Source organism: Thermus sp. LT1-2-5, assembly GCF_040363165.1.
Classification (GTDB): Bacteria; Deinococcota; Deinococci; order Deinococcales; family Thermaceae; genus Thermus.
This window is the reverse complement of sequence record NZ_BSRG01000001.1, coordinates 260,615-276,558: the sequence shown is the minus strand read 5'-3', so window position 1 is coordinate 276,558 and position 15,944 is coordinate 260,615. Positions and strand designations below refer to the sequence as shown.

General features: G+C 66.3%; 11 protein-coding genes and 2 pseudogenes. 5 read left to right on the top strand and 8 right to left on the bottom strand.

What is annotated here, in order from left to right; translation table 11 throughout:
* Positions 1 to 45 precede the first annotated feature (45 nt).
* On the top strand, positions 46 to 186 hold the full coding sequence (locus ABXG85_RS01390; protein ID WP_353511942.1) for a hypothetical protein: 141 nt from the start codon (positions 46 to 48) through the stop codon (positions 184 to 186).
* Positions 187 to 218: 32 nt separating this feature from the next.
* The gene (locus ABXG85_RS01385; RefSeq protein ID WP_353511941.1) at positions 219 to 1,445 is read left to right on the top strand and encodes an aminopeptidase; all 1,227 of its coding nucleotides are present in this window, start codon (positions 219 to 221) and stop codon (positions 1,443 to 1,445) included.
* A 35-nt stretch (positions 1,446 to 1,480) separates the two neighbouring features.
* Here ABXG85_RS01385 and ABXG85_RS01380 read toward each other — a convergent pair whose 3' ends face one another.
* Genes ABXG85_RS01380 through hslO form a run of 3 tightly spaced genes read right to left on the bottom strand, consistent with a single transcriptional unit; the run spans position 1,481 to position 4,182 of the window.
* Positions 1,481 to 2,719, bottom strand: a complete 1,239-nt coding sequence (locus ABXG85_RS01380; protein WP_353511940.1) for an O-acetylhomoserine aminocarboxypropyltransferase/cysteine synthase family protein — start codon at positions 2,717 to 2,719, stop codon at positions 1,481 to 1,483.
* Positions 2,720 to 2,728: 9 nt separating this feature from the next.
* Positions 2,729 to 3,142: a universal stress protein gene (locus tag ABXG85_RS01375; protein WP_353511939.1), complete on the bottom strand. Its 414-nt coding sequence runs from the start codon at positions 3,140 to 3,142 to the stop codon at positions 2,729 to 2,731.
* Between the two features lie 17 nt (positions 3,143 to 3,159).
* Positions 3,160 to 4,182: an Hsp33 family molecular chaperone HslO gene (gene hslO / locus ABXG85_RS01370; RefSeq protein ID WP_353511938.1), complete on the bottom strand. Its 1,023-nt coding sequence runs from the start codon at positions 4,180 to 4,182 to the stop codon at positions 3,160 to 3,162.
* A gap of 37 nt (positions 4,183 to 4,219) precedes the next feature.
* Between hslO and cysS the strand changes: the two genes are divergently transcribed.
* Complete coding sequence (cysS, locus tag ABXG85_RS01365) at positions 4,220 to 5,665, top strand: cysteine--tRNA ligase (RefSeq protein WP_353511937.1); 1,446 nt, start codon at positions 4,220 to 4,222, stop codon at positions 5,663 to 5,665.
* Positions 5,666 to 5,705: 40 nt separating this feature from the next.
* On the opposite strand, the gene ABXG85_RS01360 is transcribed toward cysS, so the two are convergent.
* The 5 genes and pseudogenes from ABXG85_RS01360 to ABXG85_RS01340 all read right to left on the bottom strand — a co-directional run bounded on the left by ABXG85_RS01360 (position 5,706) and on the right by ABXG85_RS01340 (position 14,806).
* Positions 5,706 to 7,439: an acyl-CoA dehydrogenase family protein gene (locus tag ABXG85_RS01360; protein ID WP_353511936.1), complete on the bottom strand. Its 1,734-nt coding sequence runs from the start codon at positions 7,437 to 7,439 to the stop codon at positions 5,706 to 5,708.
* Between the two features lie 9 nt (positions 7,440 to 7,448).
* Entirely contained in the window at positions 7,449 to 8,642 is a 1,194-nt protein-coding gene (locus ABXG85_RS01355) for a thiolase family protein (protein WP_353511935.1), read from the bottom strand.
* Between the two features lie 10 nt (positions 8,643 to 8,652).
* Positions 8,653 to 10,944, bottom strand: a complete 2,292-nt coding sequence (locus tag ABXG85_RS01350) for a 3-hydroxyacyl-CoA dehydrogenase/enoyl-CoA hydratase family protein (protein ID WP_353511934.1) — start codon at positions 10,942 to 10,944, stop codon at positions 8,653 to 8,655.
* Between the two features lie 71 nt (positions 10,945 to 11,015).
* Positions 11,016 to 13,946 (bottom strand): annotated as a pseudogene (gene mfd / locus ABXG85_RS01345) (transcription-repair coupling factor); the annotation flags it as partial.
* 23 nt (positions 13,947 to 13,969) lie between these two features.
* The gene (locus ABXG85_RS01340; protein WP_353511932.1) at positions 13,970 to 14,806 is read right to left on the bottom strand and encodes a DegV family protein; all 837 of its coding nucleotides are present in this window, start codon (positions 14,804 to 14,806) and stop codon (positions 13,970 to 13,972) included.
* Between the two features lie 60 nt (positions 14,807 to 14,866).
* On the opposite strand from ABXG85_RS01340, the gene ABXG85_RS01335 reads away from it, so the two are divergent.
* Together ABXG85_RS01335 and ABXG85_RS01330 are read left to right on the top strand one after the other, a co-directional pair.
* Positions 14,867 to 15,445, top strand: a complete 579-nt coding sequence (locus ABXG85_RS01335; protein ID WP_353511931.1) for a pyroglutamyl-peptidase I — start codon at positions 14,867 to 14,869, stop codon at positions 15,443 to 15,445.
* Positions 15,442 to 15,915: pseudogene (locus tag ABXG85_RS01330) on the top strand (glycosyltransferase); the annotation flags it as partial. The gene ABXG85_RS01335 and the pseudogene ABXG85_RS01330, both read left to right, overlap by 4 nt.
* Between the last annotated feature and the right edge of the window lie 29 nt (positions 15,916 to 15,944).

Below are 15,944 nucleotides of genomic sequence, written 5' to 3'. Positions count from 1 at the left end.
GGAGGGGTGAGGAATGTCCCAGGTCCACGAAGGTAAGATGGGAGTATGGCCGCTTGGGTGCGCTACCTCCTGGCCCTGGTCCTGCTCCTCCTCGCCTTCGCCCTTCCCGACATCCGCCCCTTCCTCTTGCTCCTGGCGGGCCTGGCCCTCCTCCTCGGCCGGCCCCGGGCCTGCCCCCGGGCTTGACGGGAGGCCTTTGGGGGGAAAGACTTGGGGGCGTGGACGCCTTTAGGGAACCCCTGGAGAAGCTAGCCGAGCTCGCCATCCGCGTGGGCCTCAACCTGGAAAAGGGGCAGGAGGTCATCGCCACCGCCCCCATCGAGGCGTTAGACTTCGTCCGCCTCCTGGCGGAAAAGGCCTACCGGGAGGGGGCAAGCCTCTTCACCGTGCTTTATGGGGACAACGCCCTTTCCCGCAAGCGCCTTTCCCTGGCCCCGGAAGAGGGCTTGGACAAGGCCCCCGCCTGGCTTTACGAGGGCATGGCCAAGGCCTTCCGGGAAGGGGCGGCGCGGCTTGCCGTTTCCGGCAATGACCCCAAGGCTCTAGAAGGCCTTCCCCCCGAGCGGGTGGGCCGGGCGCAGCAGGCCAATGCCCGGGCCTACAAGCCGGCCTTGGAAGCCATCACCGAGTTCGTCACCAACTGGACCATCGTCCCCTTCGCCCACCCGGGGTGGGCCAAGGCGGTCTTCCCAGAGCTCCCCGAGGTGGAGGCCGTCAAGCGGCTTTGGCAGGCCATCTTCCAGGCCACACGGGTGGACCAGGAGGACCCCATCGCCGCCTGGGAGGCCCACAACCGCTTCCTGCACGAGAAGGTGGCCTACCTGAACGCCCGCCGCTTCCATGCCCTTCACTTCCAAGGCCCCGGCACCGACCTGGTGGTGGGCCTGGCGGAAGGGCACCTCTGGCAGGGCGGGGCCACGCCCACGAAACAGGGGCGGCTTTGCAACCCCAACCTGCCCACGGAGGAAGTCTTCACCGCGCCCCACCGGGAGCGGGTGGAAGGGGTGGTGCGGGCAAGCCGGCCCCTGGCCCTGGGGGGCACCTTGGTGGAGGGCATCTGGGCCCGGTTCGAGAGAGGTGTGGCGGTGGAGGTGGGGGCAAAGACGGGCGAGGAGGTGCTCCTAAGGGTGCTTTCCACCGACGAGGGAGCCCGGCGGCTAGGGGAGGTGGCCCTGGTTTCCGCCGACAACCCCATCGCCAAAACGGGCCTCGTTTTCTTCGATACCCTCTTTGACGAGAACGCCGCCAGCCACATCGCCTTCGGCCAGGCGTATGCGGAAACCCTCGAGGGCCGCCCCTCAGGGGAAGCCTTCCGCCAGCGGGGCGGCAACGAGAGCCTGGTCCACATAGACTGGATGATCGGCTCGGAGGAGGTGGACGTGGACGGGCTTTACCAGGACGGCACCCGCATCCCCCTTATGCGGCGGGGGGTTTGGGTGGTCTGAGGGGGGCTTGGCCCCCACCGCGGGGACCGGCCCCCCTAAACGGCGGTCAAGGCCTCCTGGAAGAGGGCGAGGAGGTCCTTTGCGTCCTCCAAGCCCACGGAAACCCGGATGAGCCCCGGGGTGACCCCGGCCTCGAGGCGGGCCTCCTCCTTGAGGCGGCTGTGGGTGGTGGTCCAGGGGTGGACCAACAGGGTGCGGGCGTCCCCCACATTGGGCGCCTTGAGGAGGCGGATGGCCCCGAGGAAGCGGCTTGCCGCCTCGAGGCTTCCCAGGTCCAGGGTGAAGACCCCCCCGAAGGCGCTCAGGTACTTGCGGGCGTTCGGGTGGGCCGGGTCCTCGGGAAGCCCCGGATAGCGGAGGGCCTTCACCTTGGGGTGGCCCCGCAAGGCCTCCGCCAGGCGCAAGGCCGTCTCGCTCATGCGCCTCACCCTTAAGCCCACGGTCTCGAGGCCCTGGAAGAGGAGGTAGGCGTGGAAGGGGGAAAGGGCCATGCCCGCCAGGGAAAGCCCCAGGGTGCGCACCCGTTCCGGGAAGCAGCGGGGCCCCAGGGCCTCCCAGGGCACCTGGCCCTTGGGGTCGGGCTCCAGGAACTGGGGAAAGCGCTCCCAAAGGCCTGTCTCCCGTGCCAGCACCGCCCCTCCCAGGACCGAGCCGTGCCCCGAGGCCCACTTGGTGAGGCTTTGCACCACCACATGTGCCCCCCAGCGGAGGGGCTGGCAAAGCGCACCCGCCGCCCCGAAGGTGTTGTCCACCACCAGGGCCGCTCCCCTCTCCTCCGCCAAGGTGGCCAAGGCCTCGAGGTCCGGCACCACCAGGGCAGGGTTCGCCACCGTTTCCACGAAGACCAGGCGGGTCCTTTCCGTAAGGGCGGCCTGCACCGCCTCCGGGGTGGGGTCGGCGTAGCGCACCCGCACGCCAAAGGGGGCGAGGACCTGGTTGAAGAGGCCGATGGTCTGGCCAAAAAGCCCCTTGGCCGCCACCACCTCGTCCCCGGGCCGCAAAAGGGCTAGCATGGCGGCGAAGGTGGCCGCCTGCCCCGTGGCCAGGGCCACGGCCTCCAGCGCCCCTTCCAGGGCCTTTAGCCGCTCCTCCAGGGCCTTGGTGGTGGGGTCCTTCTGCCGGGCATAGACGTAGCCTTCCCCGGTGGCGAAGCGCTCCTGGCCCTCCTCCAGGGTCTTGAAGCCATAAGCGGCCACGGCGTAGATGGGCAGGCCCACCGCCCCAAAGGGGTCTTCCGGCAAGCCCGCCAGCACCGCCAGGGTGTCGTACTCCATCCCCACCTCCTAGCGCACCAAGAGCACGGGGCAGGGAGCCTCGGCCACCACCTTTTGGCTTTGGCTCCCCAAAAAGAGGCTCCCTAAGGCGCCAAGCCCCCGGGTGCCCATGACGATCAGGTCCGCCTTTTCCCCCAAGGCCGCCTGGAGGATGGCGGAAGCGGGCTCCCCTTCCAGGAGCAGGGCATCCTCCCGCGGCACCCCGGTGAGGGCCACCGCCTCGGCCAAGACCTTTTCTGCCCGCTCCAAGCGGCGCTTGAGCGCCTCCTCAAAGAAGGGCTCGCCCAGGTAGTCGGGTACCGGCTCGTAGGCGTGGACCACGAGAAGCCTCGCCCCGTGGGCCTCCGCCTCGGCCTTGGCCACCCTTGCCGCCCGCTTGGCGTGCTCCGAGCCGTCGTAGGCCAGGAGGATGGTCCTGAACATGCCTAAAGCTTACCCCACTAGGCCTGGGCCCGCCCCACCGGGAGCTCCACCTTCCGCCCGCAACGGCAGGTGTCCCCCTCTATGCGGAAGACCGTTCCGTCCGCCTTGGGGTAAAGCCAAAGCGCCCCACAGTCGGGGCAGCGCACCTCCGCCACCAGGGTGCGGATCTCCTCGGGGGAGAAGCGGTAGACCTCCCCGCACCAGTGGCAGACCACCTCCGCCCCCCCGTCCTTGACGATCATCTCCTCCCGCTCCTCGGGGGTGAAGAAGACCAGGGCCTCCAAGGCCTTTTCCCGGTTGCAGCGGCAGCGGAAACGGGCCGGGATCTCGTTGGCCGCGTAGCCCAAGGCCCTGAGGTCGGTGCGGGCGAAGCCGAGGCCGGCCAGGAGGTCCTCCAAAGCCCCCTCCAGGCCTTTTTCCCTGAGCAGGGGGGTGATGCCGGGAATCCCCTTAAGGTTAGCCTCGAGGCGCCCCAGCACCTCTTCCGAAGCCCCGGGCATCACCTGGACCGCCACCCCCCCCGCCACCTCCACCTCCCCCTCCCCCTTGACCCGGACGCCCAGGAGGATGGCGGAGGGCACCTGCTCGGACTGCCAAAGGTAGTGGGCCAGGTCCTCGGCGATCTCCCCGGAAACCAGGGGCACGGTGCTGGTGTACACCTCCCCGCTGGGCAGACTCCGGTCCACCCGCAAGACCCCGGCCCCCAGAAGCTCGCCCACGTTGAGCTTGCCGTCTTCCCGCAAGGGCACCTCCGCCTTGGGGTTTTGCACGTACCCTCGCACGTTCCCCAAGGCGTCCGCCTCCACCACCAAGCCCCCCAAGGGGCCCGTCCCCTCCATGCGCAAGGTGATCCGCTCCTTGGGGGTCTTGAGGAGGAGCTGGGCCAAGAGGAGGGCTCCGGTCATGGCCCGGCCCAAGGCGGCGGTGGCCGTGGGGGAAAGGCCGTGGCGGCGCCGGGCTTCCTCCACGATATCCCCCGTTTCCGCCGCCACCACCCTAAGGTTACCCTCCCCCGCTAGGCCCCGAAGGATCCTTCCCATACCCCGCCATTATGCCACGAAGCCTATAATCGTCCCTATGGGCCTTGTCCTCTACGATACGCTAAGGCGGCAGAAGGTGCCCTTTGAACCGGCCACGCCAGGGCATGTGGGCATCTACGTCTGCGGCCCCACCGTCTACTCCGACCCCCACCTGGGCCACGCCCGGGGGCCGGTGGTCTACGACGTCCTCCGGCGCTACCTCCTGCACCAGGGGTACAAGGTGCGCTTCGTTTCCAACATCACCGACGTGGGCCACCTCACGGACGACGCCGACCAGGGGGAGGACAAGATCGCCAAGCGGGCCAAGTTGGAGCAACTGGAACCCATGGAGGTGGCGGAAAAGTACATGTGGAGCTACTTTGACGCCATCCAGGCCCTGAACGTCCTCCGCCCCTCCATCGCCCCTCGAGCCAGCGGCCACATCCCCGAGCAGATCGAGCTCACGGAGCGGCTCCTAAAGCTGGGGTACGCCTACGAGCGAAACGGAAGCGTTTACTTCCGCGTGCGGGCCTTCCCCGAGTACGGGAAGCTTTCGGGCAAGCGCCTGGAGGAGCTACGGGCGGGGGCCCGGGTGGAGGTGCGGGAGGAGAAGGAAGACCCCTTGGACTTCGCCCTCTGGAAGCGGGCGGAGCCCGGGCACCTCATGCGCTGGAAAAGCCCCTGGGGGGAGGGCTATCCAGGCTGGCACATCGAGTGCACCGCCATGAGCCTCAAGTACCTGGGGGAAGGGTTCGACATCCATGCGGGGGGGATTGACCTGCAGTTCCCCCACCACGAGTGCGAGATCGCCCAGGCGGAGGCGGCGGGCTACCGCTTCGCCCGGCACTGGATGCACCACAACCACGTCCTCCTCGAGGGGGAAAAGATGGCCAAGAGCACGGGGAACCTGGTCCTCCTCCACGACCTCCTGAAGGCCCACGAGCCCATGGCCCTCCGCTTCTACCTCCTCCAGACCCACTACCGCAGCCCCATGGACTTCACCTGGGAGGGTCTGGAAAGCGCCAAGCGCGGCTACACCCGCCTCCTACAGGCTTACCGCGAGGTACGCCAAAGGCGGAACACCGCCCAAAGCGGCACCACCCCCGAGCTGGAGCGGGCCCTGGACGCCCTGGAAAAGGCCTTCTTTGCCGCCTTGGAGGACGACCTTTCCACCCCCGAGGCCCTGGCTGCCCTGTTCACCTTCCTACCCGAGCTCAACCGCCTCCTGCCCGAGGCGAAAGGGGATAGTTTGGCCCGGGCCGAGGCCCTCTTCCACACCCTGGGGGAGGGCATCCTGGGGCTTTTCCCCTCGAGGGTCTTGGAGGACAGGCTTTCCGGGCCCCTTTTGGAAGGCCTCATCGCCCTCCTCTTGGAGCTTCGGGAAGAGGCCAGGAAGGCCAGGGACTACGCCACAAGCGACCGCATTCGCGAGCGCTTGAAGACCCTCGGGGTCGTGGTGGAGGACACCAAGGAGGGTCCCAAGTGGCGGCTTGAACTGAGCTAAAAGGCCCCCGGGACACCCCGGGGGCCAAACGCCCTGGGCGCTAGCGGGGGATGGGGTAGCCCTCGGCCTCGAGGACCGCCTCCGCCACCTTCCGCCGCAAGGCCACCAGGTCCACCGGGTCCCGCTTGGTGAGGCGGCGGGCGGCGGAGTAGACCACCCGGGCCTCGTCCCCTTCCACCAGCCGGGGCAGGACGGCAAGGGCCCCCGCCTGGGCCCGGTCTAGGGCCTGGGCCAGGTAGAGGGCCGCCATGGCCTCGGCAATGCCCCCACGCCGTCTGGCCCTGAGCAGGGCGCTTTCGGCAGCGTAGGCGTCGATGAGGATGTCCGCCGCCGCCCCAAGGACCTCCTGCTCCTCCTCCACCTTTTGCCCGTATTTCTGGGCGGCCAGGCCCGCTACCATCAGGGCCAGCTTCTTAAGGTTCGTCACCTGGTGGAGGGCCAGGTCCTCGGGCTCCTCGAAGGTGGGCTCCAGAAGCTCCTTCTGGAGCTGCATGGCCGCCTGGAAGAGGGGAAGCTGCCCCTTTAGGGCCCGCCTCAGGAGCATTCCGGGGATGAGGAGGCGGTTGATCTCGTTGGTCCCCTCAAAGATGCGGTTGATGCGCGCGTCGCGGTAGGCCCGCTCAATGGGGTATTCCTGGGAGTACCCGTAGCCTCCGTGGATCTGGACCCCCTCGTCCACCACGTAGTCCAAGACCTCGGAGCCCAACACCTTGATGATGCTGGCCTCCACGGCGTACTCCTCAATGCCGGCCATCACCGCCTCGGCCCCCTTCTTGCCAAAAAGGGCCTCGTCGATGAGGCCCACGGTGCGGTAGACAGCACTTTCCGCCGCGTAGATGCGGGTTGCCATCTCCCCCAGCTTCTGCTGGATGAGGCCGAAAGTGCCGATGGGCCGCCCGAACTGGTACCGTTCCTTAGCGTACTTGGCCGAAAGCTCCAAGGCCCGCTTGGCCCCACCCACGGCCCCCGCCCCGAGCTTGTAGCGACCTACGTTGAGGACATTGAAGGCGATCTTGTGCCCCTTCCCCACCTCGCCCAGGACGTTTTCCACGGGCACCCTCACGTCCTCCAGGATCACCTGGCGGGTACTAGAGGCCTTAATGCCCATCTTCTTCTCTTCGGGACCGAAGGAGAGGCCCGGGGTGCCCCGCTCCACCAAAAAGGCGGTGAAGTGCTCGCCGTCCACCTTGGCAAAGACGGTAAAGAGGTTCGCAAAACCAGCGTTGGAAATCCACTGCTTAACCCCATTCAGGATGTAGTACTTACCGTCTTCGCTTAGGACAGCCCGAGTCTTGGAGGAAAGGGCATCGGAGCCGGCACCGGGTTCCGTGAGGCAGTACGCAGCGATCCACTCCCCGCTAGCCAGCTTAGGCAGGTACCGTTGCTTTTGCTCCTCCGTGCCGAAGTAAACAATGGGCAGGGTGCCGATGGAGGTGTGGGCCCCGTAGGTGACGGAAAAGCCCCCGCTTCCGGAAAGCTCCTCCGCCACCACCGTGGAGATGACCTTGGGCAGGTCCAGCCCCCCGTACTCCTCGGGCACTTCAATGGCCAAGAGGCCCAGCTCCCCCGCTTTGCGCATGAGGGGCACGTTGAGCTCCAGCTCCCCGTGCTCCATCCGCTCCAGCAAAGGGAGCACCTCCTTCTCCACAAAGGTACGGGTGGTGCGGGCGATCTCCTTGACGCTCTCGTCGAAGTCCTCCGGGGTGTAGACCCGCTCGGGAACCTCCAAGAGCCAGCCGCCTCCTTTTTGCCAGAGTTTCTTTTCCACGGTCATGGCTTCCTCCTACGCAGGGTAGACTTCAAACACGCCAGCAGCCCCCATGCCGCCGCCGATGCACATGGTGACGAGGCCGTAGCCGCCCCCACGGCGGGATAGCTCGCTGATGAGCTGGGCCGTGAGCTTGGCCCCCGTGGCCCCCAAGGGGTGGCCCAAGGCGATGGCCCCGCCGTTCACGTTGGTCTTCTCCTCCGGCATCCCCAGGGCGCGCATCACCGCCAGAACCTGGGCGGCGAAGGCTTCGTTGAACTCGATCAGGTCGATCTGGTCCAGGGTGAGGCCCGCCCGCGCCAGGGCTTTAGGGACGGCCTTCACCGGGCCAATCCCCATCACGTCGGGTTCCACCCCCGCCACGGCGAAGCTAACGAAGCGGGCAAGGACTTTCAGGCCCAAGGCCTCCGCCTTCTCCCGGCTCATGACCACCACCGCCGCGGCCCCGTCGGAGTAGGGGCTGGCGTTCCCTGCGGTCACCGTGCCCCCCTTCTTGAAAGCGGGGCGGAGCTTGGCCAGGGCCTCGAGGCTGGTATCCGGGCGCACCGTCTCGTCCCGGTCAAACACCCTCTCCTCCACCTGCTTCTTCGTCCCCTGGTAGCGCACCTTGGGCACCCGGATGGGCACCACCTCGGAAAAGCGGCCCTCGGCCCAAGCCTGCGCTGCCTTCTGGTGGCTCCGGTACGCCCAGCGGTCCTGGTCTTCCCGGCTGATGCCAAACCGCTCCGCCACCCGCTCTGCGGTGAAGCCCATGCCGATATAGGTGGAGTAGGTTTCGGGGTTCCACTCGGTGGGGGTGAGGTCGGGGTGGAGCCGGGTGTGGAAGCCGGACATGGGCACCTGGCTCATCATCTCCACCCCTCCCGCCAGCACCGCATCGGCCATCCCGGTCATCACCGCCTGGGCGGCCATGGCAATGGTTTGTAGGCCCGAGGAGCAGAAGCGGTTGACGGTGGCCCCCGCCACCTCCACGGGAAAGCCCGCCCTGAGGAGGGCCAGGCGGGCGATGTTCAACCCCTGGGCCGCCTCAGGCATGGCGCACCCCCAAAGGACGTCCTCCACCTCCTTGGGGTCAAGGCCGATCCGCTCCACGGCGTGCCGCATCACCTGGGCCGAGAGGTCCACGGGATGGAGTTCGGCCAAGGCCCCGTCCTTCTTGCCCCGGGCCACGGGGCTCCGTACTGCGCTAACGATCACCGCTTCCTGCATGGTCCCACCTCTAGTTCCTCAGGGGCTTGCCCGTTTTAAGGGTGTAGGCGATGCGCTCTTGGGTCTTGCGGGTGCCGAGGAGCTTCAAGAAGGCTTCCCGCTCCAGGTCCAGAAGGTCCCACTCAGACACCTCCCGCACCGGGCCTTCCCCGCCGGAAAGCACGTAAGCGATCTCCAGACCGATGCGCATGTCGTGGTCCGAGATCTCCCCTGCCTCGCGGAACGCCCACACGGCGTAGCGGAGGTTGCCCAAGGCCTCGCTGCCCAATACCCGCACCCGCGGGGGTAGGGGCGGGCGGTAATCGGGGGCAAGCTCCAGGACGCGCCGCTTGGCGTCGGCGATGAGGAAGTCCCGGTTCATGCTGATCCGGTCCCGGTCGCGGAGGAAGCCCATCTTCTTGGCCTCGAGGGCGCTGGTGGAGGTTTTGGCCAAGGCGATGAGGTTAAACGCCCGCTTCACCCCCTCAAAGGGGTCGGCCTCCTCGTAGGGCAAGAGCTCCTGGGTAAAGCGGAGGAGCATCTCCTTGGTGCCCCCCCCAGCGGGCAAAAGCCCCACCCCCGCTTCCACCAGGCCCATGTACAGCTCGGCGTGGGCCTGCACCGCATCCGCATGCAGGGTGAACTCCGCCCCGCCGCCCAAGGTGAGGCCAAAGGGCGCCACTACCACGGGGAAGGGGCTGTAGCGTAAGGACATGGAGGCTTTCTGGAACTGCCGCACCGCCAAGGAAAGCTCGTCCCAGTCCCCTTCTTGGGCCAGGGAAAGGATGAGGGCCAGGTTGGCCCCGGCGGAGAAGGCCCGCGGGTCCTCGTTGCCGATAACGAGGCCCACGTAGCCCTTTTCCTCCACGTACTCGAGGCTCTTCTGGAGCATGCGGATGACCCCTTCCCCGATGGCGTTCATCTTGGTGCGGAACTCCAAAAGGGCCACCCCGTCTCCTAGGTCCAGAAGGGCCGCCTCCTTGCTCTCCAAAAGCGTCTTCCCTTCCGCCTTAAGGGCCTTCAGGGAGATCACGCCTTCCCGCTTGGGCAAGGGGTGGTACGCCCCGTCAAAGCCCAAGTAGGTTCCGTCCCGGTAGAAGCTCCCCTGTGCCCGTTGCAAAAGCGGGGGCTCACCCAAGCCCAACTCGGCCAGGAGAGCCGTGAGCCGGTGGTGGCCCACGGCGTCCATATTCTTGAAAGGCCCCGCCTCCCAGCCAAAGCCCCACTCCAAGGCTTGGTCCACGGAAACCAGGTCGTAGGCGATCTCCTCCGCCTTTTCCAAGGTGTAGTGGGCGGTGCGGGCGAAGAGCTCGCGTAGGAAGGCCCCGTACTTGCCCGGCAGGTCCAAGGCCCCGCGAAGCCTTTCCTCAAGGGGTAACTCCCGCAAGGTGCGCAACTCGGGGACGTCCACCTTGGCCCGGGGCACGTACTCCAGGGTCCGGTAATCCAGGGTGAGGATCTCCCCGTTCACCCGCTTGTAGAACCCTTGGCCCGACTTCTCCCCAAGCCGGCCCTCCTCCACCAGGCGCAAGACCCAAGCGGGAAGGGCAAAGTCCTCCCCGGTAGCCTGGGCCAGCTCCTCCGTCACCAGTTTGAGCACGTCCAGGCCCGTGAGGTCGGCGGTGCGGAAGGTGGCGGAGTTGGGCCGGCCCAAGAGGGGCCCGGTGAGGGCATCCACCTCGTCGATGGTGAGGCCGTGCGTTTCCATAAGGCGCACCGCCTGGACCATCCCGTACACGCCCAAACGGTTGGCGATGAAGCCCGGCCGGTCCTTGGCCAAGACGGTGCCCTTACCCAAGATGCGCTCGCCGAAGCGGCGGATCTCCGCCAGAACCTCAGGGGCGGTTTCGGGCGTGGGGATGAGCTCTAGGAGGTGGAGGTAGCGGGGGGGGTTGAAGAAGTGCGTGCCCAGGAAGCGGCGCCGGAAAGCTTCAGAGCGCCCCTGAAGGAGGACCGCCATGGGGATGCCGCTGGTGTTGGAGCTGACGATAGCGGTGGGCTTGAGAATGGCCTCCAGCTTTTCGTAGAGCGCCCGCTTGGGCTCGGGCTTCTCTATGATGGCCTCCACCACCCAGTCGCAGTCCTTTAGCTTGTCCAGGTGGTCCTCGGTGTTGCCGATTTCCACATAGCGAGCAAGCTCCGGGTCCATGAAGGCCGCGGGTTTGGCCTTGAGGGCACGTTCCAGACCCCGCTTGGCCCACTCGTTGCGGTCCTCTTTACCGGGCAGGTCCAGAAGGACCACGGGGATCCCGGCGCTGGCCACCAGGGATGCGATCCCACTGCCCATGGTCCCTGCGCCCACCACGCCTACCTTCTTGATCATGGCCACCTCCTTATACTGAGTCAAAGTTTACGGCGAGGACGGTCCGGTGTCAAAGGGGATGCGCATTACCTGTCCGCAAACAGGTAAAGCGCCTGCAGAAGAGCCTCGGGGTACTCCCGGGGCTTTAGACCTTTCTTCTCCAAGCGGAAGCCAGGGGGGTACTGATGGATCTCCAGGCGGAAAGGAAGCGTCCTCAGCCCTCGAGCGTCGTAGTCCAAAGGCCAATGGTCAAAGACCACCTGCAGGTGGGTGAGGTCCTCCGTGAGGGAAACCACGCCCTTGCGCTCCGCCACCAAGCGGAGCCTAGCCAGGTTCACAAAGTTTTCCGCCTCCTCGGGCAAGGGCCCGTAGCGCTCCTTCAGTTCCCGCACCAGCCGGGAAAGCTCCGCCAAGCTCCTCGCCTCGGCAAAGCGGCCATAGTAGCGGCTCCTGGCCTCGAGGCTCCCCACGTACTCCGCGGGCAGTCGGGCAGAAAGGGCGAGGTCCAGGGTGACGTGGGGCCTTTCCTCCTTGACCTCCCCTTTGAGCTTGCGTATGGCCTCCTCCAAGAGCTCGGTGTAGACCTCCAGGGAAAGGGCCCGGATGTGCCCGTGCTGCTCGGGGCCTAACAGGTTCCCCACCCCCCGGATCTCCATGTCCTTCTCCGCCAGGAGGTGGCCCGAGCCCAGGTCCGAAAGGTCGGCAATGGCGGCGAGGCGCTTCTCCGCCGCCTCCGTGAGCCGGGGTGGGTGGAAGAGGTAGGCGTAAGCTTCCTGGTCCCGGCGGCCCACGCGGCCCCGGAGCTGGTAGAGGGTGGCCAAGCCCAATCGGTCCGCCCGCTCAATGAGGATGGTGCCCGCCTCGGGCACGTCCAGCCCCGACTCGATGATGGTGGTGGCCACAAGGACATCGTAGGCCCCCTCGGCGAAGAGGAGCATGGTCTCCTCCACCAGAGCCTCCGGCATCTGCCCGTGGACCACCCCGATGCGGGCCTCGGGGACCAGGTTCTCCAGGTAGCGCCGCCGAGCCTCGATGGAAGCCACCCGGTCGTGGACGTAAAAGACCTTGCCCCCCCGCTCCAGCTCCAAGAGGATGGCCTCCCGCACCAAAAGCGGGTCGAAGGGGGCGAGGAAGGTCTTTATGGGTTTGCGGCCCGGGGGCGGGGTCTTGATGCTGGACAGGTCCTTCAGCCCCACCAGGGCCGAGTAAAGGGTGCGGGGAATGGGCGTGGCGGAGAGGTAAAGGGTATCCACATGGGCTCGTAGCTCGCGGATCCTTTCCTTTTGGGCCACCCCAAAGCGGTGCTCCTCGTCCACGATGAGGAGGCCCAAGTCCTTGAAGCACACATCGGGCTGGAGAAGGCGGTGGGTGCCGATGACGATGTCCACCCTACCCTCGGCAAGGCCTTTAAGGATTTCCGCCTCCTCCTTCTCTGGGGTGAAGCGGGAGAGGACCGCCACCCGTACGGGGAGTCCCTGAAAGCGTTCCCGGAAGGTCTTGCCGTGTTGCTCGGCGAGGAGGGTGGTGGGCACCAAAAAGGCCACTTGGGCCCCGTGCCCCACCACCCGGTGGGCGGCCCTCAGGGCCACCTCCGTCTTGCCGAAGCCCACGTCCCCCGAGACCAGGCGGTCCATGGGATGAGGGCTTTCCAGGTCTTTAAGCACCTCCTCTAGGGCCTGCTTTTGGTCGGGGGTGAGGGCGTAAGGAAAGCCTGCCTCCACCAAAGGGTCCCAGTCGGGCAAGGGGGGGAAGGCTCGCCCAGGTGTGGCCTTGCGCTTGGCCTGGAGCACAAGGAGGCGCGCCGCAAGCTCCTCCACATCCTTCCTGGCCTTCTCCTTGGCCCGTTGCCACTCGTTCTTGCCCAGGGAGGAGAGCTCCGGCGGGTCGTCGGTGGTGCCGGGGTGGCGCTTGAGAAGGGGGAGCTGTTCCACGGGGAGGTAAAGCCGTCCTTCCCCCTTGTAGCGCAGGACCAGGTAGTCCCGCCTCGCCCCCAGGACCTCGCGGGTTTCCAGGCCCAAGAACTGCCCGATGCCGTGCTCGGGGTGGATGAGGTAGTCCCCCGGGGCAAGGGCGCCCGGGTCGCTCAGGCCTTCCCCTTTGCGAAGCCTGGCCCGCACGCCCCCGGTGGCGAAGACCAAGGCCTCGGTGAGGAGGACCACCTCCCCCCATTCCGCCCCTCCCTCAAACGCCCCCGTAAGGAGGGTCAGGCGCCCCCTAGGACCGGGGAAGCGCTCCCGCACCACGGGGCCCAAATCCGCAAACCGCCGTCTTAGGTAGTCCAGGGTGCGGCCATGGCCCACGAAGAGGTGGACGCGTTTTCCCTCCTCGAGCCAGCGCTTGAGGTCCTTTTCCAACGCCTTTAGGCTTCCGCGGTACGGGGGAAGGGGCCGCACCCCTAGGTCCAAAGGGGGTAGGTCCACCCCGCCGCCCAAGGCCACCAGGGGCCGGTCCGCCAAGAGGGGCCAAAGGGCCTTGGGGGCCAGGGCGGGGGTGTCCAGGTAGACGGGGCCGGGGAAATGGCGGATCTTGTGGCTTTGAAAGCCTTCCACCTTCCCCGGCTTGGGCAGGAGGATGTGCCGGCGCCGCTCCTCCCCCGCCACCCGTAGCCGCTCTAGCTCGTCCCCAAAGAACTCCAGCCGCACCTCCCCCAGCTCCAGCACCTCCCCCAGGACCCGGTAGTCCTCATCCCGGGCGTACCCCATCCGGAGGAGGCGGGATAGAAGGGCTTCCCGGGGGTAGGTTCGGCCCACCTCCAAGACCAGGCGCCAGGAGCTGGGGTCTTCGGGAAAGGGGGCCAGGGCCTCCTCGTAGGAAAAGACGAACAAGGCCTTTTCCTCCAGGGCCTCGAGGCCCGGGTTCACATAAACGGGAACCCCAAAAGCGGAAAGGTCGCGGTAGCGCCGTAGGCGGTCTTCCGGGGCCAGGAGGACCGCAGGGGCCGCTTCTTGGGCGAAGAGCCAAGCGGCCACCACCTGGGGCACGCTCACGCGGTGGCCGTAAAGAGCGTTCAAAACCAAGTCCATGGGTAGGCCCAAAGAGCCACCCGTCATTCTACCGAATAAGCGTGCACGGCTAAAGCCCCAAGGCCCACGTTGGCGGCGATGGTGGCCCCGGAACGGGTGATGCGGCCCCGCTCCAGACGCAAGGCCGTTTCCAAGCCTTTCTTTAACCCCTCAATCCACTCGCTCTTGGCGTCGGTGTGGGCGATGGTGATGCGGGCGGAGCGCCCTCTGAACTCTTCCAACACCAAGCGGGCCAAGATCTCGGGCACAGCGTTTTCCCTCGCCACCCTCAGGAAGCGGATATGCCCCTTTTCGATGCGCAAAATAGGCCTGAGGCCCAAAAGGTTCCCCACCACCTCGCCAAAGCGGGGCAGGCGACCGTTTCTGGCCAGGTGGGATAGGTCAGCCACGCTGAAGTAGAGGCTGGAACGCTTAAGCCTTTCCAGCTCCCGCACCACCTCCTCTTCCTCTGCCCCCCCTTTGAGCATCTCCACCGCTCGGAGCACCATGGCCCCAAGCCCAGCGGATACCATGCCCGAGTCCACTACCCGGATGCGGGTCGGGGCCACCTTCAAGGCCGCCTCCCGGGCCCGGTCCACGGTTTTGGATAGCTCCCCGGACACATGGATGGAAAGGAGGCGGTCGTAGACCTGAAGGTACCGCTCGTACACCTCGGCGAAATCCTCCACACTCGGGGGCTCGGTCACCGGCTCCGCCCCGGCTCGCATGGCTTGATAGAGGGCATCGGGGGTGAGCTCTTGCCAGTCCTTGTACCGGCGCCCCGCTAGGTGAACGTAAATGGGCACAAGGCCCACCGCTTCCTCTTGAAGGACCTTGGGCGAGAGATCCGCCGCCGTGTCGGTCACGAGGCCCAGTTCCACGCCCTCCATCTTATACCGAGTCAAGGATAAGTGGACTATAATGGCGCCTCAGGTTGCGCCATGCTCCTGGTCACCGGTTTCGAACCCTTCGGCGGTCTACCGCACAACCCTTCCGCCGCCTTGCTTCCCCTCCTTCCCCAAAGGGTGGGGAATAGGCCCGTGCACACCGCCCTTTTGCCCGTGGACGCCGAGGCGCTCCCGGAAACGTTGCGGTCCCTGCACGCCCTAAGCCCCGAGGGCGTCTTACACCTGGGCTTGGCGGCAAACCGCTCCCTTATCACCCTGGAACGCCTAGCCGTAAACCTTCTGGACTTCGATCAGCCGGACAATCGGGGTACCTTAAAGCTAGACGAGGAGGTGGTGCCAAATGGCCCCCTGGCCCTCCCTGCCCGCTTTCCCATCAAGGAAGGCTTGCGGCGGCTCCAGGAAGCGGGCATCCCCGCCCGGGCAAGCCTCTCCGCGGGAAGCTACCTGTGCAACCAAGCCTTTTACCTCTCCTTGTTCCACCTGCCCACTTCCGTGCCCGTACTTTTCGTCCATCTGCCTTCTGACGAAACCCTAGCCCGGGAAAAAGGTGGCCCTTACGTGCCCCTGAGCGAACAAGCCAGGGCCGTGGAAATCCTTCTGGAGATGCTGTGAAGGTACTTTTTCTCACCGATGCTAAGACCATCGGAGGAAGTGAAGTCTACCTCAGGGAGATGTTGCCGCGGCTTAAGCTCCTCGGGCTACGCCCTGAGGCCGCCATGCCTTCTGCTGCGGGAAACCTATCCATACGCCAATCCCTAGAACAAGCCGGCATCCCCGTACACGCCTATACTCGCCTAGAGGAGCTACCTGAAAGCTACGATCTTGTGGTGGCCTCGGCTTGGTACCCCCAAAGTTTCCAGAAATTTTATAAGCGCTTTCCGCATCTAGTTCCACTAGTACACGACCAAATAGAAATCTTTTACCCCCTCGGGGGTCGTTACCTGTACCGGCTTGGATACCGAGTGCTCCAAGTCCCAAACCTGCGCCGGGCGCAAGCGGTCATCACCGTCTCGCAGTGGGCCGCACGGTGGCTGCGGGAAGTTCACGGGTTGCAGCGAGTGTACCCCGTACCGAACGGGGTAGACACGAACCGCTTCCGACCGCCGCTTAC

Excerpts from the sequence above, each read along its gene's own strand:
- ABXG85_RS01390 (WP_353511942.1), top strand. The coding sequence starts at position 46 with ATGGCCGCTTGGGTGCGCTACCTCCTGGCCCTGGTCCTGCTCCTCCTC.
- ABXG85_RS01380 (WP_353511940.1), bottom strand. The coding sequence starts at position 2,719 with ATGGAGTACGACACCCTGGCGGTGCTGGCGGGCTTGCCGGAAGACCCC.
- ABXG85_RS01375 (WP_353511939.1), bottom strand. The coding sequence starts at position 3,142 with ATGTTCAGGACCATCCTCCTGGCCTACGACGGCTCGGAGCACGCCAAG.
- hslO (WP_353511938.1), bottom strand. The coding sequence starts at position 4,182 with ATGGGAAGGATCCTTCGGGGCCTAGCGGGGGAGGGTAACCTTAGGGTG.
- cysS (WP_353511937.1), top strand. The coding sequence starts at position 4,220 with ATGGGCCTTGTCCTCTACGATACGCTAAGGCGGCAGAAGGTGCCCTTT.
- ABXG85_RS01360 (WP_353511936.1), bottom strand. The coding sequence starts at position 7,439 with ATGACCGTGGAAAAGAAACTCTGGCAAAAAGGAGGCGGCTGGCTCTTG.
- ABXG85_RS01355 (WP_353511935.1), bottom strand. The coding sequence starts at position 8,642 with ATGCAGGAAGCGGTGATCGTTAGCGCAGTACGGAGCCCCGTGGCCCGG.
- ABXG85_RS01350 (WP_353511934.1), bottom strand. The coding sequence starts at position 10,944 with ATGATCAAGAAGGTAGGCGTGGTGGGCGCAGGGACCATGGGCAGTGGG.
- ABXG85_RS01335 (WP_353511931.1), top strand. The coding sequence starts at position 14,867 with ATGCTCCTGGTCACCGGTTTCGAACCCTTCGGCGGTCTACCGCACAAC.